Raw genomic sequence first — 20966 nt, forward strand, 5'->3', positions numbered from 1 at the left:
TGGAGTGCAAATTCCCGGGCTCTCCCCGGGGCAGGTTTCATGCAGGCTTGGGAGGTCCCGATGAAGAACACGATGAATGGCGCAGAGGCGATGGTGCGTGCGCTTGAGGCGCATGGGGTCACCCATATCTTCGGGCTGTGCGGAGACACCACGCTGCCCTTCTATGACGCGATGAACCGGCTGGAGCATGGCATCACCCATGTCCTCACCCGCGATGAGCGCAGCGCGGCCTATATGGCCGACGGCTTCTCCCGCGTGACCAGCCGTGTCGGGGTCTGCGAAGGCCCTTCCGGCGGCGGTGCCACATATATTCTGCCGGGACTGATCGAGGCCAATGAAAGCTCCTACGCGGTGCTGGCGATCACCACCGATATTTCCGTGGGGTCTTACGGGAAGTACCCGCTGACCGAGGTCAACCAGGAGGTCCTGATGGGGCCGCTGACCAAGTTCAACACGGTGATCAAACGCGCCGACCACATCCCGCGCATGGTGCGCCAGGCGTTCCGGGCAATGACCACCGGCCGCTCCGGCTCGGCGCATCTGGGGCTGCCCTATGACATCCAGTATGACGATGTTCCGGCGGATGACGTCTGGGGCGATCCAAAACACCAAAGCTACCCCGCCTATCGTGCAGCTCCGGAACCGGGCGCGGCAGAGGCAGCGGTGGAAGCCATCCTCACTGCCAAATCGCCGCTGATCGTCTGCGGCGGCGGTGTGGTGATCTCGGGCGCTATGGAGGAACTGGATAGGCTCGCCTCCCGCCTCGACATTGCCGTGGGCACCTCGATCTCCGGTAAGGGCTCGCTGGCCGACATCCACCCGCAATCGCTGGGTGTGGTCGGCTCCAACGGCGGCACCGATGAGACCTGGGAGATGATGGAGGGCGCCGATCTGGTCGTCTTCATGGGCTGCCGCGCCGGGTCCACCACCACCTCGCGCTGGGAAGCGCCGAAGCCCGGCCAGCGGATCGTGCATTTTGACAATGACCCGATGGTGATCGGTGCCAACTACCCGACCGAAGTAGGTGTCGTTGCGGACCTGAAGCTCGGCTTGCAGGCGGCGAACGCCTATCTGGACAGCCGCGCGGGCGAATTGCCGTCCTTCGGTGCCGCTGCGAAAATCGCCGACATCAAGCAGCGCAAGTTTGCCAAGTTCGAGGCGCTGGCGGGCAGTCAGACCGAACAGGTGCTGCCGGAGCAGATCATCCACGCGCTGAACCGGAACCTGCCCGATGACGCCATCGTGGTCTCCGACCCCGGTACCAGCTGCCCCTATTACAACGCCTATTCCCAGCAGAAGCATCCGGGCCGCCAGTACATCACCAACCGCGCCCATGGCGGGCTGGGCTACGCGCTGTCGGCGTCGCTGGGCGCCTGGTTCGGGCGTCCCGGCAGCAAGGTCGTGGGGATGATGGGCGACGGCTCCTTCAACTTCACCTGCGGCGAGCTGGAAACCGTGGTGCGATGCAACGCGCCGATCACTTATGTGGTGTTCTCCAATGCGAACTTCGGCTGGATCAAGGCCAGCCAGCGCGACGACTGCGATAAGCGCTATTATAACGTGGACTTCAACCGCACCAATCACGCAGCAGTGGCTGAAGCGTTCGGGGTCAAGACTTGGCGGGTGGAGAAGCCGGAAGACCTGGACGGAGCGATCAAGGAGGCCTTTGCCCATGACGGCCCGACCCTGATCGACGTGGTCTGCCAGGCGCTGGAGGACTCCGCCGCCCCGGTCCGCCGCTGGATGGGGTGAGCCGCCAAAACGCAGATAGAGCCGAAGGCCGGGATCATTGTGTTTCCGGCCTTGTCTCTTTCACTTGGCGCCCGCTATGAATTTGCGAAACCCGCAGTCAGGAAAGGCGCCCCAAATGGACACCCCTACCGCTCCCAAACCCGGCGCCATGCTGCACCTGCGCGGCAACACGCTGTCCGAGGGCGATCCGGTGGCACTGCCGCTGACCCAAAGCTCCATGTACCACCTGCCGGGCGATTGGACCGGCGGCCCCAGCTATGGCCGGGTGGACAATGCCACCTGGGAGCACCTGGAGCATGTGCTGGCTTATCTGGAGCACGCGCCTGCGCTGGCGTTTCCGTCAGGCATGGCGGCGATCTCAGCAGCGCTGTTTGCGACCCTGAAAGCAGGGTCAAAGCTGCTGATCCCCTCGGACGGGTATTACGTCACCCGACGCCTGAGCGAGCGGTTCCTGCAAGACCTTGGCGTCGAGGTGCACCAGCGACCGACCACCGGTTTTGCTGAGGGCGGATTCGATGGCTTTGACGTTGTCTTTGCGGAAACACCTTCGAATCCCGGACTGGACCTCTGCGACCTGCGTGCGGTTGCGGACGCGGTGCATGCGGCGGGCGGGCTGCTGATCGTTGATAACACCACCATGACCCCGCTGGGCCAGCGGCCGCTGGAACTGGGGGCCGATGTGGTCGTCGCCTCCGACACCAAGGCGCCGGGCGGCCATTCCGACGTGCTGATGGGGCATCTGGCGACCCGCAATGCGGATGTGCTGCAGGCCGCGCGCGAATGGCGCCAGTTCGGCGGCGGCATCCCCGGCCCGCAGGAGGCCTGGCTGGCGCACCGCGGGCTGGAAACTTTGGACGTGCGCTTCGACCGCATGTGCAGCACCGCTGAAGTGCTGGCCGAACGGCTGGCAGCGCATCCGCTGGTGCAGGCGATCCGCTTTCCGGGGCTGAAATCCGACCCCTCGTTTGAGCTGGCGAAACAGCAGATGGCGCGGTTTGGATTTCTGATTTCCATCACTCTGGACGGCGCGGAACAAGCGGATGCCTTCATCAACACCTGCCCGCTGATCCGCTCCGCAACCTCGTTCGGCGGTGTGCATACCTCAGCTGAGCGCCGCGCCCGCTGGGGCGATGCCGTGGCGCCGGGGTTTATCCGCATCTCGGTTGGCACCGAACCGGCAGAGGAATTGTGGAGCGCGATGGCCGCGTCTCTGGATGCTCTGCTGGAATAGCAAAGCCACAACTGCCGCAGCAAAAAACGGGTGGAAAACCTCTTCAGACCAGCGCGTGATACAGGGCCATGAGCCAATTGCAAAAGGATTTGACCTCCTCCCGCTGACCCGCCCTGGCGTTGATCACGATGTAATGCGAGCGCCGTTTCGGCAGTTTGTAAGCGGTCGGAACAACCACCAGCCCCTGCTCGATGTATTGTCTGGCAAAACTTTCCAGCACCATCGTCACCCCGTGGCCTGCCGCGATGGTCTGTAGCGCCAGTAGGGATGAATCCGCCTTCAGCCAGTCCGCCGGTGTCTGCAGGTTCAGCCCGTGCAGCTCCGACAGGCGGCCCCAGTCGGTTTCCGAGCCGAAGATCTGCGCCACATCGGATCCGGCCAGATCATGGATGGAGGGGCTGCCACCCAGGTCCCGCAGATATCCGGGACTGCAGACAGGCACAGCGTTTTCGTGGCCCAGATGCAGAACCTCGCTCTCCTGCCAGTCGCCGCCATAGCGGATGTCGATGTCTAGACCTTCCTCGTCAAACCGGTTGGCCCAGACCGAGGTGGTCAGTTCTACCAGAATATCCGGATGCGCCGCCTGAAAACGGCCGAGCTGGGGCGCGATGACCAGCGCCGCGCAGGAGATCGAGGCCCGCACCCTGACCACCCGCTTGCGTTTCTTGCCGAACAGGCCGGCGGTGGCCTGCTGCATGTCGATGAAGGATTTGCGGATCGGCTGGGCATAGGCCTGGCCGGTGTCGGTCAGTGCGACACCACGTGGCAGGCGTTTGAACAGCTGGGTGTTCAGGTGTTTCTCCAAGAGCCGGATCTGCTGGCTGATGGCGGCAGGGGTCAGGCCCAGCTCCTCAGCCGCGGCGGAGAAACTGTTCAGCCGCGCGGCGGCTTCAAAGGCTTTGAGCCAGGTGACATGGGGCAGGTCGGTCATGAATTAGCTTTAAACACAGTTAGGCCATAGGGGCAAAACACATTGTTTGATTTATATCATACGCGCTGCGCAATCTGGCGGGAACTCAACGGATCAGGCGTGCCATGGCGCAGACATTCGACTTCATCATCGTGGGCGCTGGTTCGGCCGGCTGCGTGCTCGCCGACCGGCTGACTGCCAATGGCCGCTACAAGGTGCTGCTGATCGAAGCCGGCGGCAGCGACCGGCGGTTCTGGATCAAGATCCCGGTGGGTTACGGCTTCACCTTCTCGGACCCCAAGGTGAACTGGCGTTACTCCGCAGCGGTGGACCCGGGGCTGAACGGGCGCGCGGCCTACTGGCCGCGGGGCAAGGTGCTGGGCGGCTCCAGCTCGATCAACGCAATGGCCTATGTGCGCGGCCTGCCGCATGATTTCGACGATTGGGAGGCCGCTGGCGCAACCGGCTGGGGCTGGGACAACGTGCGCCGCAGCTATGAGGCGCTGGAAACAAACGACGAATGGCATCAGGGCCGCCGCCGCTTGCGCGGGACGGGGCCGGTGCGCGTTACCGACCTCAGCGAGCGGATGCATCCCTTTGCCAGGAACTTTCTCGCCGCCGGGCAGGACATGGGCTGGCCGTTCCTGCCGGACATGAATGCGGAGGCGGAAGATGGGGCCAACACGCTGCCAGGCGAGGGCATGGGTTACGTGCGCAGCACGGTAAAGGACGGGTGGCGCTGGTCTTCGGCGGATGCGTTCCTGCGGCCTGCGATGAAGCGCGGCAATCTGACCGTGATCAGCGGCGCGCTGGTTGAGAAGGTGCTGATCAAGGGCGGGCGGACTACCGGCGTGGCCTTCCGGGTGAAAGGGCAGGCGCAAACCGCCATGGCGGCGCGCGAAGTGATCTTGAGCGCGGGTGCGGTGAACTCTCCGCAGCTCTTACAGCTCTCTGGCATCGGCCCAGCCGCGCTGCTGCAGCGGCACGGGATCGAGGTTGCCCATGACCTGCCGCAAGTGGGGCAGGGGCTGCAGGACCATCTGGCGGTTTCGCATTTCTTCTGGGCCAATACTGCGACGCTGAACGACCGGCTGGGCAGTTTTGCCGGGCAGATGAAGGCTGGCCTGCAGTATGTGCTGACCCGCAAGGGACCGCTGAGCGTGCCAGTGAACCAGTGCAGTGGTTTTGTCCGCACGCAGGGTGCGGCGCTGCCGGATGTGCAGGTCTACTGCAACCCGGCGTCTTATTCGACGCAGGCAAACGGCAAGCCGCAGATCGATAAGGACAATGGCTTCCTGCTGTGTGTACAGCCGAGCCGCCCGGTCAGCCGCGGGCAGATCACTATCCAATCTGCCGACCCAGGCCAGGCACCGCTGATCGAGCCGAACTCGCTGTCGGCGGAGGAAGACAAGGCAACCGCCATCCGCGCCAGCCACTTGCTGCAGGCGCTGGCAGCAACCCCCGCCATGAAGCGGGTCACGCGGGAGCGGCGGGTGCCGGATATCGCCGGGAGGGATGACGCGGCGCTGCTGGAAAACTTCCGCGAACGCGCGGGCAGCGTGTTTCATGCAAGCTGCACGTGCCGGATGGGGCATACTGCAACCGACTCGGTGCTGGATGCGCGGCTCAGGGTGCATGGGGTTGCGGGTTTGCGGGTGATTGATGCCTCGTCGTTTCCGAATGTGACCTCCGGCAACACCAACGCACCGACCATGATGCTGGCCGCCCGCGGCGCGCAGATGGTGCTGGATGACAATGAAAACAGGCCCTTGGCGGCTGAATGACAGGGATTTTCAGATGAAGCTCGATAAGATTGAAACCTTTGTTTTCGGCAACCCGCCGCCGCGCCACGGCGGGCGCTATTTCATTTTTGTGCGCCTGACCACCGCTTGCGGCACCACCGGGGTGGGAGAGATATACAACGCGACCTTCGGTCCGGACCTGTGCTGCGCCATGGCGGAGGAGATGTTTGCCCGCCAGTTCGAAGGCTGCGATCCGCATCATATCGAGAAGCTGTGGCGCAAGTCCTATGGCGCGGGCTATACGCTGCGGCCCGATGTGACGGTGATGGGGGTCTTGAGCGGTCTGGAAATGGCCTGCTGGGACATCATCGGCAAGGCCGCGGGCAAGCCGGTATATGAGCTGATGGGCGGCCAGGTGCATGAGCGGCTGCGCAGCTATACGTATTTGTATCCAGCAGAAGGCGATGTGTACCCGGACCCGGACACGCCCAATGTATACAACGACCCGGACTTGGCGGCGGAGGCGGCTTTGGTGCAGGTCGAAAAGGGCTTCACCGCAGTGAAGTTCGATCCGGCCGGGCCATATACAATTTATGACGGCCATCAGCCTCGGCTGGAGGACCTGGAGCGCAGCGAGATGTTCGTGAAGCGCATCCGCGAGGCGGTCGGCACCCGGGCGGACCTGCTGTTCGGCACCCACGGCCAGTTCACCGTCTCCGGCGCGAAGCGGATGGCACGGCGGCTGGAACCCTATGAGCCGTTGTGGTTCGAAGAGCCGGTGCCGCCGGAAAACCCCGCCGATATGGCAGAGGTGGCGCGGTTCACCTCGGTTCCCATTTCGACGGGCGAGCGCCTGTGCACCAAGCACGAATTCGCCCGCGTGCTGGAGACCGGGGCGGCCTCGATCCTGCAGATGGACCTGGGGCGGGTCGGCGGCCTGCTGGAAGCCAAGAAAATCGCATCCATGGCCGAAACCCGGCAGGCCCAGATCGCGCCGCATCTTTACTGCGGGCCGGTGGTGGCGGCCGCGAACATCCAGATCTCGGCCTGCAGCCCGAACTTCCTGATCCTCGAGTCGATCGGCACCTTTGAAGGCCCCTATATGTCCTGTCTCAAGTCCGCGATCACCTGGGAGGACGGTTATGTGATCCCCTCCAAGGAGCCGGGCCTGGGGGTGGAGCTGGACGACGCAGCCATCGCAGCCAGCCCCTATACCGGCAGCAAGCTGCATCTGGAGCTGGCGCAGGAGCCGGTGGTTCAATAAGCGCGGCCCCCGGCATTATCTGCCGGGGCGCATCGCCTCCGGCGGCAGTTTGACGGGGAATTTGGCGCGGACCTCCGCGTCGAGCTTGCTCCCGAAGTAATTCGGATAGTGCTCGCCCAGGATCCTGTCCGACACTTCGCGGGCGCGGTCGAACATGGTCTGCTTGCCCGCCTTTTCCCAGGTGTCGGTCAGCTCCCGGTCCATCAGGTCGGGATAGACGTATTCCGTCTCCATATACTGCAGCGTCTGGGTGTTGCCGAGGAAATGGCCCGGTCCGGTGGCGCAGTCGTGGATCACATCGACCGAGAGGGTGTCGTCGCTCACCTCGATCCCGCGCAAGGTGCGGGAGATCATGCCGGCGGCCTCGTTGTCGATCACCATCGACTCAAAGGAACAGCCCATCAGCGAGCCGACCATGCCGCCGAACTCGCACAGGCGGTTGGCGCCGGCGTGAGCCGCAAGACTGAAGGTCAGCGCCTTTTCCAGTCCGTATTGGGCGTCGGGGATCTTGGAATCGGTCATGCCGCAGCCTACGGACGTGGGCAGATTGTAGAAATTGCCCATCTGGATCGCGGCAGCGCCGATCAGCGCCTGCTCGCCCGATCCGCCGGTGAACGACCCGGTTCGCAGGTCGGTGATGAAGGGCCAAGCGGCGAACACCACCGGCGTGCCGGGGTTGATCAGGTTGACGATGGCAACGCAGGACAACGTCTCAGCCACCGCCTGCGCCAGTGTGCCGGCCAGCGGGGCAGGGGAGGTCGCACCAGCCTGCGGCGGCACCGCCAGATCGCAGGTCAGGCCCAGCTTGGCGGTGTCGATCATGATCTCCAGGTTCTCGCGCCCCAGCCGCAGCGGCGACACGATCGGGCAGCCGCCGAAAATCACCGAGGGTCTTTGCAGGAACTTGCCCTCGCCGCCCGACGCGATGTCGAACATCTCAATTGCAGGCTTGATGTGGGAACGGTCGCGGAAGGTCAGGCAGGAGGGCTTCTCGCTGCCCGCCAGTATGGAGTAGAGCATCGACATGTCATGCTCGAAATCCTGCGGCACATCAGTGCCCAGCACGGTGTCGCCGGTCATGTGGATGTTGTCGAGCCGGTCCACCAGCCGGGTGAAGTCATAGACGTCGCGGATGGTGGAGGGACGGTAGCTGCGGCTGGCCGCGTCAAAGGTCGTCACCGCGGTGCCGGAGTTGGCGTAGTAGACCTTGTCCTTGGTGCAGTGCATGTCGTCCTTGCCTGCACGGCTGCCGCGGGCGTGGACGTAGAATTCATCGGCCGCACCGGCCAGCAGGTCCTCCATCAGCGCGCGGGGAAAGCAGAGGCGGCCGTGTTCGCTGAGGATGGTGCCCTTGGGCAGCACCAGATCCAGCAGCTCCTCCGTCGGGTCGCCGATGCCGGTGCGTTCCAGAATGGTCAGCGCGGCGTTATGGATCTTCTGCATGTCGGCATCCGACAAGGGCCGGTAGCGGCCGCCGGAAATGCCGGGCCAGATCGCCTGGCTGGCGGAAGGTTGGGTGCGGGCCGCGGCGCGGGCATCGCGACCGCCGCTGCGGCGCCGGGTTCGGGTCTTGGTGACGTCAACCATATAGCGGTCTCCGGGATGGGATCAGGGCAGGCCGCGGGCACGGCCTGCAGTAGAGTTTAGGGCCTCGATGGCTCAGATCATGTTGAAATAACTGCGGTAAAAGCCGGGCAGGCTCCATTCCATCTCGGACAGCGGGCCGGGCGCGAAACGGTGCGAATTCACGCCCTCCTGATTGTGGCGGATGATGCGTTCATCATCGAGCGAGGTGACATGCCACAGCCATGTGAGGGCTTCCTTTTCATAGTCGCGCCCTTCTTCGGCATCGCCGCGCACGTACCAAGCGATCTGAATGTCGGTTTCCTGCAACCCGCGGGGGACAAAGCGGTAGCCCACCAGATGGTCGGCATAGATCAGGAAGTAGTTCAGCGTGCCGATTGCCAGATCGGTGGCCCCGCCGTCGTGGCCGCTGAGCTGCCCCAGCGGCGGCGCCAGAGGTTCGCCGTCCTTGCTACCGGTCTGGTAGCCGGGGAACAGCGGATAGCGGCGCCAGTAGACGTCCGAGCCTGGTGCCTGTGCGTTGGGGCCGGTCAGGTCCAGTTCTTCCACCGGCAGGCCGATGGAGGCGGAGCGTTCACGCAAGTCCGCGCCGTATTTCGCCACATCCGCCGGATCCTTGAGCGAGTGGCTGCGGGAAAACTCCTGATGCGAAGGGGCGCAATGGTAGCACTCCAGGTAGTTTTCCAGAGCCAGTTTCCAGTTGGCAGGCACCGGATAGGAGGCCTCATGCGCAAGCTTCAAGCTCTCCAGCTGCATCGGTGCGGAGAGCGGCGCCAAACGGTCCAGGCTGCCCGCCAGCGGCGGCGGGTTTTCATCGGCGCAGATGAAGATAAGACCCTGAAAGATCTGCACCTGAACCGGGAACAGCCCGTATTCGGCGGGGTCAAAATCCGGCCCCATGGCGCGGCCGCCGCGCAGCCGCCCGTCGAGGCCAAAGGTCCAGGCGTGGTAAGGGCAGGAGAACACCCGCGCGGTGCCCTGTTTCTCCAAACACACACGGGAGCCGCGGTGGCGGCAGACATTCATATGGGCGCGCACGCCGCCCTCGCGGTCGCGCACGACGATCACCGACTCCGGGCCGTAGTCGAACAGGAAATAGTCGCCAGGCTCCGCAATCTGGCTGACATGGCCCACCCAGATCCAGTTGCGGTTCCAGAACATCTTGATGTCGTGGTCATAGACCGCTTTCGAGGTGTAGAAATGCCGGTCCAGCGCAAAGCCGTCGCGGTGGCTCTCCATCAGCTCGCGCATCACTTGCAGGTCGTCTTTGGGCATCATGCGCCTCCCATGTCTTCGAGGGAAATCAGTTCACGGCGGAACCAGTCGGCATCCGCCGCCGCCGGGTCGCGTTCGAAATTGCGGGCCGCCAGATGGCCGGCAAAGACCGCATCGGCAATCAGACCGGGGGAGGCGGCATCGCCGATCAGCTCCAGCGTGGTGAAACTGTCCGCGTGGTTTGCTTTCAGCTCATCAAACAGCACGGTATCGCGCTGTCGGGAGGTGACCATCAGCAGGCTGGCGCAATTCACGCGGCGGCTGCGGCTGGTGTAGACGCAGGACAGGTCTGCGCCGGTGGCATCCGCCGATTGCAGGGATTGCAGCGGGATGATCTCTACACCCGCTTCCAGCAGTTCCGCCTGCACCCGGTGCTGTTCCAGCGTCAGATCAGTGAAGGCCGAGATGATGGCGCCAGGCGTCACCAGCACCACCTTGCGGCCTGCGGCGGCCAGATGGCTGGCCAGCACTCCGCCGATATAGCCCTGATCGTCGTCATAAAGCAGCACCGGGCCATTGTCCGGCGGCAGGGCGCCCTCCATCACGTCATCAGGAGTGAACACGGGCATGCCCTTGATCTCCAAGGGCTGCGGTGAGGTGCGCCCGCGCCCGTCGCGGTGCCAGGTGCTGCCGGTGGCAAGGAAGACATTGGGGATGCCAAGTTCTGCAACATCAGCAGCGCCGAGTTTGCTGCCGGTGAACATCTGYACGTTGCCGCGCTGCTGCAAGTTCCACAGACGGTTGTCGGCGACCCGTTTCCAGGCGGACAGCCCTTTCAGCTTGCTTTCCTTCAGCACCCGCCCGCCAAATTCCTCTGCGGCTTCGGCCAGCGTCACCTGATAGCCGCGCCTGGCCAGCTGCATGGCGCATTCCAGGCCCGCGGGGCCGGAGCCGACTACCAGCGCAGCCTCTTCTTGCTGCTTGGGGGCGATCACCTCCGGATGCCATTTGCGCCGCCATTCTTCGCCCATGGTGGGGTTCTGGGTGCAGCGGATCGGGACGCCCAGATTGTCCGCTGAGACGCAGATATTGCAGCCGATGCATTCGCGGATTTCCTCGATCCGGCCTTCTTCGATCTTCTTGGGCAGGAAGGGGTCGGCGATCGAGGGGCGGGCGGCACCAATGAGATCCAGCACGCCCTTGGACACCAGCGAGGCCATCAGGTCGGGCGAGGTGAATCGGCCGACGCCCACCACCGGCTTGTTCGTCACCTGCTTCACGAAATCGGTGTAGGGGATCTGGTAGCCGTCCTCGGGCTGGAACCGGGTGGTCATACTGTCGTTGCTCCAGTCGGCAACGTTCACGTCCCAGAGGTCGGGCAGATCCGCCAGCATTTCCACCACTGCGCGGCCTTCCTCGCTGGCCTGCATGCCATCTGCGCCCATCATCTGGTCAACGGCAAAGCGGAAGGCGACAGCGCAGTGGCCTTCCAGCACTTCGCGGGTGTCCTCCAGCAGTTCGCGGGTCAGGCGGACGCGGTTTTCGAGGCTGCCGCCGTATTCATCGCTGCGCATGTTGTACTGAGGCAGCAGGAAATGATGCGGCAGCGTCATCTGGTGGCCGGCGTAGACATAGACGATGTCAAAGCCTGCCTCCTTTGCCCGCAGTGCAGCATCGCGGTGCCAGCGGCGCAGGTCGCGGATGTCCTGCTTGTCCATGGCACGGGCCTGTTTCGGATAGGCCACGTCAATCGGCCGGTCCGTGACCCCCAGCGCCGGGGCGCGGGTCAGGTGGTTGGTGGCGTGGTGGCCGTTGTGGGCCAGCTGGATCGCTGCAAGCGATCCCTTGGCGTGGACCTGTTCCGTCATCAGCTGCAGCGCCGGGATGTCGTGCTTATCCCACAGCCGGTGCTCTGCATAAGGGCCAAGATCAGAGGTCGGGTGGATCTCTGTCTCCTGGGTCGAGACCACGGACCAGCCTCCCTCCGCCTTCATCGCGCGCACCGCTGCCTCTGCCTGCGGGCGGACATGGCCCAGCCCGGTGCAATGCGGCACCTGGAAAAAGCGGTTCCGGGTCGTGACGGGGCCGATCTTCACCGGCTCGAACAGAATGGAATACCCATTTGCGCCTGGCATGCTGGCACATCCTTTTGTGTCTTGATTGTTTGGTCTTGGCGGGGCGGCGGGCGTCAGGGCCCGCCGCTTGCGGGAATCAGAACCCGGCCTTGATACGCTCGAATTCCTTCAGCATCCGGCCTTCCAGCTCCGGATTGACCGCATCAAAGAACAGGCTGCCCTCGAAGAACTTGTCGACGTCCGCAAAGCCGTAGGTTTCAATCAGGCTCTGATCGGCGGACTTGAAGGCTTCGGCATTGGCATGGGCATAGCCCCAGTTCTCGATGATGTATTTGCCGCTGGGCTCAGAACTCAGCGCATTCAGCATATCATAGACCTGCTCATCGCTCTGGGTCGAAGAATTCAGATGCACATAGCCGCAGACCCAGGTGGCAATACCCTTGTCCACGTCGCGCATCATCTTGGCCGGCGTCTCGTTCCAGATCAGGTTCAGTTCCGACTGGTTCCAGCCCCATCCCATCAGCACCTCACCCGAGGCGATGGCCTGATCCAGCTGGCCCGCATCGGACCAGTAGAACCGCACATTCGGGTGAATCTGGCGCAGAAAATCAGAGGCTTTCTGGAATTCCTCGTCCGACATATCGGTATAGCTGGAGGCGCCGGTTGCCAGCGCCGCCATCGCATAGGCCGAGGATGCGGCGTCGGGAATGGCGATCTTGCCCTGATAGGCGGCGTCGGCCATCAGCTGTAGCGAGACAGCGCTCTCCTCGATCTGGTCGGTGCGGTAGATCAGCCCGGTGTTGCCCCATTCAAACGGCACCATGTAGGTATTGCCGTCGATGGTGACGCCGTCTACGTCCTTGATCTGCGGCAGCAGGCTGTCCCAATTGCTAATCCTGGAGGTGTCGATGGGTTTCAGAAGCCCCGCCGCCACCCATTTGCGCAGCCCGTCGGTGCAGGGGTGGGCGAGATCCGCCGCAAATCCCGATTGCAGCTTGGTGAAGGCCTCCTCGACGCTGCCGAAATAGGTGTAGCTGGGCGCGCCGCCGTATTTGGCAACGTAATCGCCGTAAAATCCCTGATCCTCATAGCCGGACCAGTCAAAGACCGACAGGCTGGCGGCGTCGGCGGATGCAATGCCCGCCGAGGCGGTCAACGCCGTGGCCGCGGCCAGTACCGTTTTGAAGTGTTTCATCATTCTTCCTCCCTTTATTCTCATGCCTCGCGGGCGCCGAGATCGATGACAGAGGCGTTCTGCACCCCCAGCCAGACCGGATCGCCCTGCTTGTGGTCAACCGTGTGGAAGTAGTTCGGCACCGATACCGCGATGGGCTGCGGCAGGCCGTCGGCGGTGACGTGGTAATGCACGTTCTCGCCGTAAAAGGCCGCGTTGGTAACGGTGCCCTGCAGATAGCCGTCGTAGCCGTCGGGCTTTTGCGCCGAGATTTCCAGCTGTTCGGGACGGATGCCTGCCAGAAGCTGCGGCCCGCGCCGCGCCACATTGGGATTCACGTCGATGGACAGCGGCCCGAAGCCCCGCACGTCAGCGTGCAGTTTGCCGTTCATCTCTCCGGTGACAGCCGCATCCAGGAAGTTCATGCCGCCGATAAAGGCCGCGACCTCCTGGCTGCAGGGGCGGGCATAGAGCACCTCGGGCTTGTCGACCTGCTTGAGCTGGCCTTTGAACATCACGCCGATGCGGTCGGACATGGTCATCGCCTCATACTGGTCGTGGGTCACCATGACAAAGGTGATGCCCAGTTTCTGCTGCAGGCGCCGCATTTCGAACTGCATCGCCTCGCGCAGGTTCTTGTCGAGCGCCGACAGCGGCTCGTCCAGCAACAAGACCTTGGGCCGCATCACCAGTGCGCGGGCCAAGGCGACCCGCTGGCGCTGGCCGCCGGACAGCTCTGTTGCCTTGCGCGACTGCAACCCGCCCAGCTCCACCATCTCCAACGCCTCGGCGACGCGTTCTTCGGTCTCGGCCTTGCCCAGCTTCAGCTTGCGCAGGCCAAAGGCGACATTGTCGCCGACGTTCAAATGCGGAAAGATCGCATAGGACTGGAACACCATATTGGTCGGGCGCTTGTTGGCCGGGATATGTTCCATGTCCTGGCCGCCGATGCGGATGGTGCCGGCATCGTGGTCCTGGAAACCGGCAATCATCCTGAGCGCCGTGGTCTTGCCGCAGCCGGAGGGGCCGAGCAGGGAAAAGAACTCGCCCTCCTTCAGCGTCAGGTTCAGGTCGCGCACTGCGGTGAACGTGCCGAACCGTTTCTCCACCCCGGAGATTTCGATGATGTTTTGAGTGGTCATCTGCGTATCCTTCATCAGGCGGACTTGGCGGAGCGGCGGCGGAAATATTCTGCGGTCAGCAGCAGGAGCACCGAGGCGAGCAGCAGCAGCGAACCGAGCGCCAGCGTGTTCGGCAGCTTGGCCGGGAAGCGGATCTGGCTCCAGATATAGACCGGCAGGGTGGGCTGATTGCCGGACAGGAAGAAGGCCAGCACGAACTCGTCGAACGAAACGGTGAAGGTGACCAGCAGGCTGGCAACAATCCCCGGCGCCACGATCGGCAGGGTCACCCGACGGAAAGTGCCGATCACGCTTTCGCCAAGGTCGAATGCCGCTTCCTCCAGCGATTGATCGAAGTCATCAAAGGCGGATTTCATGATCGAGACCGCAAAGGGCAGTGCGACAAACACATGGCCCAGGATCACCGTGGTCAGCGACGGCTTCAGCCCCAGCGAGATGAACAGCACCAGCATCGAGGACGCCACGATGATGCCCGGAATGACCAAGGGCAGCATCACCAGCCCCTCCGACAGCTCCCGTCCCTTGAAGCGGTAGCGGACATAGGCGCGGGCGGCGAACAGCCCCAGCGACGTGGCAACCAGCGCAGTCACTGCACCGACGATCAACGAATTCACCATTGCCTGCAACAGCGTGTCCTGTTCGCCAAGCTGGGCGTACCATTTCAGGGTGAACCCCTTCATCGGGAAGGCCACGATGGTGCCGTCGTTGAAGGAGAACAGCGGCAGCAGCAGCACCGGCAGATACAGGAAAATCAGGTAGCCGATGGCATAGACCAGCAGCCAGGGGAAGCGGAGGGGTCTGCGCCGCGGCTTGCTGGCAGCAGTGCTCAGCGGTTTATTCAGGGGTTCGCTTACCGGAGTGCTCAACGGATCCTCCTCCCCAAAGCGGTGGCCAGGACGACGAACAGGATGGCGACAAAGCCGACCGAGGCCATCGCCACCAACGACAGGGTTGCGCCCAGCGGCCAGTTGTTGGCCGGGCCGAACTGCACCTGGATCAGGTTCGCCACCATCTTGCCCTGCGAGCCGCCGACCAGTGACGGGGTGACGTAATCGCCGACGGTCGGGATGAAGATGATCAGGCTGGCGGCGATGATGCCCGGCACAGTCAAGGGCAGGGTGACGCGGATGAACCGCTCCAGCTTGGTGAGGCCCAGATCGGTTGCCGCCTCCAGCAGCGAGCGGTCGATCTTCTGCAGCGAGACATAGATCGGCAGGATCGCGAAAGGCGCCCAGGCATGGGCCAGGGTCAGAACCACGGCGAATTCATTATAAAGCAGGAAGGTCAGCGGCTCTGTGATCAGCCCCATAGAGATCAGCGCCGAGTTCATCACTCCGTTGAAGCCTAGGATCAGTTTCCAGCTGAACACCCGCAGCAGGTAGCTGGACCAGAAGGGGATGGTGATCAGCAGCAGCCACAGGGTTTTCTTGTGGGTGCGGAAGGCGATGAAATAGGCAATCGGGTAGGCCAGCGCCACGGTCGCCGCGGTCACTGCCCCGGCAATCAGGATCGAGCGCAGCATCAGATGCCGCACCAGCGGATCGGTAGCGGCTTCCAGGTAATTGGCCCAGGTCAGGGTCTTGTCGATCTCGACATAGGTCTGGGTCCAGAAGCTGTAGGCGACCAGAATGCCCAGCGGCGCAGCCACCAAAAGCCCCACATAAAGCGACGCCGGGGCGCTGAGCGCCAGGCCTTTTCCAGCCTCGGTTCTGAGAAATCCGGCCATGTGTCTCCGTAGCTTGCAAGGTGTGCGGGCGGGGTGCTGCCATTAGAAAATGGACAATCGTCCATCAAAATCTGACGGCTGACAGGGGGTTCTGTCAACAGGATTTTGTAAAAAATGTACAAACGTCCATTTTTTCTGGAGAATCCGTTTACTCTGTGCCTAAAGTGGGCAGGCGGCATTGCTTGCCGCACAGGATTGAACCGGATAACAGCGGTGGAAACGACCAGAATCCAAGGGGAAAGATGGCCGGAAAACGGGAACAGAATCGCGAGCAGAACCGCTTGGCCCTGATCGGGGCAGTGCTGGATTCGGTGGCCGAAAAAGGGATTTCCGAAACCTCTGTCAGCGAGATCATCCAGCGCGCCGGCCTGTCGCGCGGCATGATCCACCTGCATTTCGGCGGCAAGGACAACCTGGTTCAGGCCGCGGCACATCATTCCTCGGAAGAGTATTACGACGGACTGGAAGCGCTGCTGCAGACCGCAGGCGACAGCCCGCAGGAGCGGATCGAGATGATTGTGCGCGGCGACCTCAGCGAGCGGGTACTGAACCAGCGCAATGTCAACATCTGGTATGCGTTTCGCGGCGAATCCCGCAACCGCACCGCCATTGCCGAGCATTCGGACACCCGTGACGGGCGGCTGCGGGGCATGATCCACAACGCTTTTTCCCGGATTGTGCGCGAGGCCGGAACGCCGGATGCCTCCGGTGCGGCGCGCGATGCCACTCATGGCACCCTGGCGCTGCTGGAGGGCATGTGGACCGATTTCCTGCTGCATCCTGACCGCTTTGACCGGAAAGAGGCGGCGCGGATCATCTTTCGCTTTCTGGCGGCAATGTTCCCCGCGCATTTCTCGCTGGCCGGGGCGATCCGGCCCCAGCAGGGGCAGGGGGCTGCACCCGCAGCCCCCGCGGCATCAGATTCCTGACTTCACCTTGGTCCAGGCCCGGGTGCGCTGGCGCAGCGCCTTGGCGCCCAGGCTCTTGTCCGGGAACAGGCGGGCAAGGGTGGCCGCATCCGGGTAGATCCCCGGATCGGACAGCACCTCCGGCAGCACATGGGCATCCGCCGCCGCATTTGCATTGGCAAAGAACACGGCATTCGAGACCCCGGCCATGACCTCCGGCTGCAGCATGTAATCGATAAAGGCATAAGCCGCGTCCACATTGGGCGCATCTTCCGGGATCGCCATCAGGTCGATCCACATCAGGGTGCCCTCCTTGGGGATCGAATACAGCACTTCGACGCCATTCCCCGCCTCCGCCGCGCGGGCCTGGGCGATTCCTGCGTCCCCGGAATACATCACCGCCAGGCAGACATTGCCCGCGGGCAGGTCGGTGGAGGGTTTCTGATTGTTGAAATAGCTGACGTTCTCCGCTGCAGCGGCCAGCAGATCCTGCGCTTTGGCGATATCCGCCTTGTCCTCGGAATAGGGATCGGCGCCAAGGTAGTTCAGGGTTACCGACAGCATTTCCACCGGCGAATCCAGCACCCCGACGCCGCAGTCCTTCAGCTTGGCAGCAGTGGCCGGGTCGAACAGCAGGTCCCAGCTGTCGACCGGCACATCCCCCAGCCGCTCAGCCACCAGCGCCGGGTTGTAGGCGATACCGATGGTGCCCCAGGTATAGGGCACACCCAGCTGCCGCCCGCCCGGCACCTTGTCAAGCGAAGCCAGGATTTCAGGGCGCAGATTGCCGTAGTTCTTCAGCCGCTCGGTGTCGACCGGATGCAGTGCGCCTGCTTGCAGCTGCCTTTCGGCATTGGAAGCGGCGGGAAACACCACGTCATAGCCGGAGCCGCCCGCAAGCATCTTGGTTTCCAGCACCTCGTTGCTGTCGAAATAGTCCAACGTGACTTTGGTCCCGGTTGCCTCCTCGTAACCGGAAATGGTGGTTTCGCCGAAATAGTCCGCCCAGTTGTAGATCGCCAGATCGCCGGCAGAGGCTGGCGCCGCCAGGGCGGCGGCCAGCAAGGTTGCAGTCATGGTATTGTTATTGATCATTTTTTCCTCCCTGTTGTGCGCTGCCTCAGCGCTGGCCGGAAGGTCCAGCAGCGTAGAGGCAGAGCAGATCGTTGGCGATGGTGGCCGCCGCGATGGCGGTGATCTCGGAGATGTCGTAGGCCGGGGCGACCTCAACCACGTCCATGCCCACCACGTCGGTGCCCGCCAGCCCGCGGATGATCTCCTGCGCCTGATAAGGCGACAGGCCGCCAATGACGGGCGTGCCGGTGCCGGGGGCCGACGCAGGCTCCAGCGCGTCGATGTCGAAAGTCACATAGGTCTTATGATCACCGACGATGCCGCGGATTTTTTCCGCCACCGCTTCCGGGCCCGTCTTCTGCACCTCGATGGCGTCGATGATGTTCATGCCCAGCGGGTCGGGATTGTGGGTGCGGATGCCAACCTGAACAGACCGGACCGGGTCCACCAGCCCTTCGCGGATGGCGTGCCACAGCATGGTGCCGTGGTCGATGCGGCCTTCCTCATCCGCCCAGGTGTCGGAATGGGCATCAAACTGGATCAGGCTCAGCGGCCCGTGCTTCTCCACATGCGCCTGCAGCAGCGGGTAGGTGATGAAATGGTCGCCGCCGATCGACAGTAGTGCCGTGTCTGAGGCCAGAATATCCCGCGCCGCCTGGGCGATTTCACCTGGAACCTTGTGCGGATAGCCATAGTCGAACTCGCAGTCGCCGTAATCGACCACCCGCAGCACTTCGTAAGGGTCAACCTTCCACGGCCAGGGCGCCGACCAGGCGATATGACTGGAGCCCGAGCGCACCGCCCGCGGCCCCAGCCTGGTGCCGGAGCGGCTGGACACAGACAGGTCGAAGGGCACCCCCATCACCGCCACGTCGGCGTTGCTGAGGTCACGCGAATAACGCCGCCGCATGAAGCTGAGCGCACCGGCATAGCTGGCTTCGGCCACCACGCCGCGGTCACTTTCGCGGGTAAAGGCCAGATCACCCTGCACTGGGTTCACGCTGGAGGAATCGGTCATTTGGGGCTCCGTCATGTTGAAAATTCGCTTGGACCCAGTTTGACTTTCGCGGTTATGCCGGCAAACTTGGCCAAGGATATATATCTTTAGGTATAGCAATGGACGACCCGATCTTCCCGCCGCTGCCCGATGGCTGGGCCAAGGCGATGACGGCACTGGCGGAATCCATCGCGACAGAGCGTTTTCCCGGCGCGCTGCGGCAGATCCTGTCGCAATGCTGCAGCTTTGATTCGATGGTCATCTCGCACTACGCGGGCGCGCAGCCGCCAGTGCCGCTCTATCAGGATCTGGATGAGCTTCAGGCGGCGATCACGGTGGAGTTCTACGCCAGCGGCCCCTACCTGCTGGACCCGCTTTACCAGGCCTGCCGCAACGGCTGCACCCCCGGCGCCTACCGGCTGATGGACCTGGCGCCGGAGGCGTTTTACCGCTCGGAATACTACCGCGCCTTTTACCGAAAGATCAGCATCAGTGACGAGATCGGTATCCTGGTGCAAGACGGGAAAGAGCGCTGGTTTATCGTTTCGCTGGCCCGGTTTGCCCGCCAGCAAAGGTTTGAAGCGGCCGACACGGAACGGCTGAATGCGGTGTTCGCGTTGATCGCCGCCGCCATCCGGCGCCAGTGGGGACAGGCGGAAGACAGCGCGGCGGCCCACCAGCCGGCAGACTGGGAGGACCGGATGCAGACCTTCGGCACCGGCGTCCTCAGCCCGCGGGAACGGGAGGTGGTGCAGCTGATCCTGCAGGGCCATTCCACCCCCTCCGCTGCCGCATATCTCGGCATTGCCGAAGGCACCGTGAAGGTCCACCGCCATCACGCCTATTCCAAGCTTGGTATTGCTTCGCAGGCGGAATTGTTTTCGATGGCTACCCGGCACCTGGCGGGCGCAGGGTAGGGCAACCTTACCCCCACCAAACCCGCAAAATCCCAAAATCCGTGCTGAAAAGACAATTGCTCTGGGCGAATTTTTGGTTTTCCGGTCACTTTGCGGGCTTTTTTGTTGACGAAATCCACATTTTTACAAATTCTAGCGGTCAATCCGGTCGAATAACCACCGTCTCCGACCTCAGGAATGAAGGCTGCAACGATGCCCACCACAGAAACCCACGCCGACCACGCTAAACGGATCGCCGGGATCGCCGCAGAGGCCGCGCGCGGCTATTTCCGCGGCCGCCTGGGGATTGAGTTCAAGGCAGACGAAAGCCCTGTCACCCAAGCCGACAAGGCGGTCGAGAGCGAGGTGCGCGCCTATCTGGAACAGCACTTCCCGGACCACGGCATCTTTGGTGAGGAACACGGCTTTGCCGGGGCGGACCGCGCGGAGGTCTGGATCATCGACCCGATCGACGGCACCCGCTCCTTCCTGTCGGGGCACCCGCTGTTCGGCTTTCTGCTGGGGTTCCTGCAGGGCGGCATTCCGCAGCTGGGAGTGATCGGCATGCCCGCGCTGGGGGAGACCTTTCTCGGTGTGCGCGGCCAGGGCGCCACTTTGAACGGGCAGCCCATCCATGTGTCGGACCGGACCCGGCTGGATCAGGCGGTCCTCTATGTGAATGAGGGCGACAAGATACACCGCGACTGTCCGGAGCTGTTCAACCGGCTGATGCAGGCCGGGCAGACGCGCAGGTTTTCCTATGATTGCTATCCGCACGCGCTGCTGGCGGCGGGCCATGTTGATGCGGTGATCGATTATGATCTGCAGCCCTATGACTATCTGCCGGTATCCGCCGTTATCGAAGCCGCGGGCGGTGTGATCACCGATTGGGACGGCCAGCCGCTCGGGCTCGCATCCGATGGCCGGGTGGTTGCCGCGGCAACGCTTGCGCTGCACGCCGAGATGCTGGCACTGATCAAGGGATAACCATATGGCAATACTGACCTTTCTGATCAGCCTCGCGGGYGCGACGATGCTGCTTTTGTATGCGGTTCGCATGGTGCGGACCGGGATTGAGCGCAGCTACGGGGCCTCGTTCCAGCGGCTGCTGACCGCGCGCCAAAGCCACCTGCAGGCGGGGCTGATGGGGCTGGTCCTGGCGATCGTGCTGCAAAGCTCGGCCGCGGTGGCGCTGCTCACATCCGGCTTTGCCGCCAGCGGCTATCTGGCCTTTCCCACCGGGCTGGCGATCGTGCTGGGCGGCGATCTCGGCTCG

The 20966-nt window shown here is 63.3% G+C and carries 17 protein-coding genes and 1 pseudogene; 8 read left to right on the forward strand and 10 right to left on the reverse strand.

From position 1 onward, the window contains the following. Positions 1 to 60: 60 nt before the first annotated feature. Entirely contained in the window at positions 61 to 1752 is a 1692-nt protein-coding gene (locus A9D60_RS07230) for a thiamine pyrophosphate-binding protein (RefSeq protein ID WP_065266962.1), read from the forward strand. Positions 1753 to 1867: 115 nt separating this feature from the next. Continuing rightward, positions 1868 to 2983: a cystathionine gamma-lyase gene (locus tag A9D60_RS07235; RefSeq protein WP_065266946.1), complete on the forward strand. Its 1116-nt coding sequence runs from the start codon at positions 1868 to 1870 to the stop codon at positions 2981 to 2983. A gap of 43 nt (positions 2984 to 3026) precedes the next feature. Here the strand turns inward: A9D60_RS07235 and A9D60_RS07240 are convergent, their stop codons facing one another. Continuing rightward, a complete protein-coding gene (locus A9D60_RS07240) occupies positions 3027 to 3914 on the reverse strand; it encodes a LysR substrate-binding domain-containing protein (RefSeq protein ID WP_065266947.1) in 888 nt (295 codons plus the stop codon). 104 nt (positions 3915 to 4018) lie between these two features. Between A9D60_RS07240 and A9D60_RS07245 the strand changes: the two genes are divergently transcribed. Further along, the gene (locus A9D60_RS07245; RefSeq protein ID WP_065266948.1) at positions 4019 to 5677 is read left to right on the forward strand and encodes a GMC family oxidoreductase; all 1659 of its coding nucleotides are present in this window, start codon (positions 4019 to 4021) and stop codon (positions 5675 to 5677) included. 13 nt (positions 5678 to 5690) lie between these two features. Then, on the forward strand, positions 5691 to 6899 hold the full coding sequence (locus tag A9D60_RS07250; protein ID WP_065266963.1) for a mandelate racemase/muconate lactonizing enzyme family protein: 1209 nt from the start codon (positions 5691 to 5693) through the stop codon (positions 6897 to 6899). A 15-nt stretch (positions 6900 to 6914) separates the two neighbouring features. Here the strand turns inward: A9D60_RS07250 and A9D60_RS07255 are convergent, their stop codons facing one another. From A9D60_RS07255 to A9D60_RS07285, 7 genes are all read right to left on the reverse strand, one after another. After that, positions 6915 to 8486 carry a trimethylamine methyltransferase family protein gene (locus A9D60_RS07255; RefSeq protein ID WP_065266949.1) on the reverse strand — a complete coding sequence of 524 codons (1572 nt, stop codon included), beginning with the start codon at positions 8484 to 8486 and terminating at the stop codon, positions 6915 to 6917. Positions 8487 to 8558: 72 nt separating this feature from the next. Beyond that, positions 8559 to 9758: an aromatic ring-hydroxylating oxygenase subunit alpha gene (locus A9D60_RS07260; protein ID WP_065266950.1), complete on the reverse strand. Its 1200-nt coding sequence runs from the start codon at positions 9756 to 9758 to the stop codon at positions 8559 to 8561. After that, positions 9758 to 11833 (reverse strand): oxidoreductase, encoded by a 2076-nt coding sequence (locus tag A9D60_RS07265; protein WP_083194127.1) that lies wholly within the window; start codon positions 11831 to 11833, stop codon positions 9758 to 9760. The genes A9D60_RS07260 and A9D60_RS07265 overlap by 1 nt, the downstream gene beginning before the upstream one ends. A gap of 76 nt (positions 11834 to 11909) precedes the next feature. Then, entirely contained in the window at positions 11910 to 12968 is a 1059-nt protein-coding gene (locus A9D60_RS07270; protein ID WP_065266965.1) for an ABC transporter substrate-binding protein, read from the reverse strand. A 20-nt stretch (positions 12969 to 12988) separates the two neighbouring features. Continuing rightward, entirely contained in the window at positions 12989 to 14089 is a 1101-nt protein-coding gene (locus A9D60_RS07275) for an ABC transporter ATP-binding protein (protein WP_083194129.1), read from the reverse strand. 14 nt (positions 14090 to 14103) lie between these two features. After that, positions 14104 to 14919: an ABC transporter permease gene (locus A9D60_RS07280; RefSeq protein WP_083194130.1), complete on the reverse strand. Its 816-nt coding sequence runs from the start codon at positions 14917 to 14919 to the stop codon at positions 14104 to 14106. Between the two features lie 32 nt (positions 14920 to 14951). Then, positions 14952 to 15815, reverse strand: coding sequence for an ABC transporter permease (locus tag A9D60_RS07285; RefSeq protein ID WP_065266951.1), 864 nt, complete (start codon positions 15813 to 15815; stop codon positions 14952 to 14954). Between the two features lie 242 nt (positions 15816 to 16057). On the opposite strand from A9D60_RS07285, the gene A9D60_RS07290 reads away from it, so the two are divergent. Beyond that, positions 16058 to 16744 carry a TetR family transcriptional regulator C-terminal domain-containing protein gene (locus A9D60_RS07290; protein ID WP_065266952.1) on the forward strand — a complete coding sequence of 229 codons (687 nt, stop codon included), beginning with the start codon at positions 16058 to 16060 and terminating at the stop codon, positions 16742 to 16744. On the opposite strand, the gene A9D60_RS07295 is transcribed toward A9D60_RS07290, so the two are convergent. Both A9D60_RS07295 and speB read right to left on the reverse strand, forming a co-directional pair. Beyond that, on the reverse strand, positions 16733 to 17818 hold the full coding sequence (locus A9D60_RS07295; protein WP_065266953.1) for an extracellular solute-binding protein: 1086 nt from the start codon (positions 17816 to 17818) through the stop codon (positions 16733 to 16735). The genes A9D60_RS07290 and A9D60_RS07295 overlap by 12 nt on opposite strands. A gap of 25 nt (positions 17819 to 17843) precedes the next feature. Further along, the gene (gene speB / locus A9D60_RS07300) at positions 17844 to 18815 is read right to left on the reverse strand and encodes an agmatinase (protein WP_065266954.1); all 972 of its coding nucleotides are present in this window, start codon (positions 18813 to 18815) and stop codon (positions 17844 to 17846) included. Between the two features lie 98 nt (positions 18816 to 18913). On the opposite strand from speB, the gene A9D60_RS07305 reads away from it, so the two are divergent. From A9D60_RS07305 to A9D60_RS07315, 3 genes and pseudogenes are all read left to right on the forward strand, one after another. After that, positions 18914 to 19711, forward strand: a complete 798-nt coding sequence (locus tag A9D60_RS07305; RefSeq protein ID WP_065266955.1) for a helix-turn-helix transcriptional regulator — start codon at positions 18914 to 18916, stop codon at positions 19709 to 19711. 192 nt (positions 19712 to 19903) lie between these two features. After that, on the forward strand, positions 19904 to 20677 hold the full coding sequence (locus tag A9D60_RS07310; protein WP_065266968.1) for an inositol monophosphatase family protein: 774 nt from the start codon (positions 19904 to 19906) through the stop codon (positions 20675 to 20677). Positions 20678 to 20681: 4 nt separating this feature from the next. Next, positions 20682 to 20966: pseudogene (locus A9D60_RS07315) on the forward strand (Na/Pi cotransporter family protein); the annotation flags it as partial.

The organism is Leisingera sp. JC1 (genome assembly GCF_001679925.1).
In the GTDB taxonomy this organism is placed as follows: domain Bacteria; phylum Pseudomonadota; class Alphaproteobacteria; order Rhodobacterales; family Rhodobacteraceae; genus Leisingera.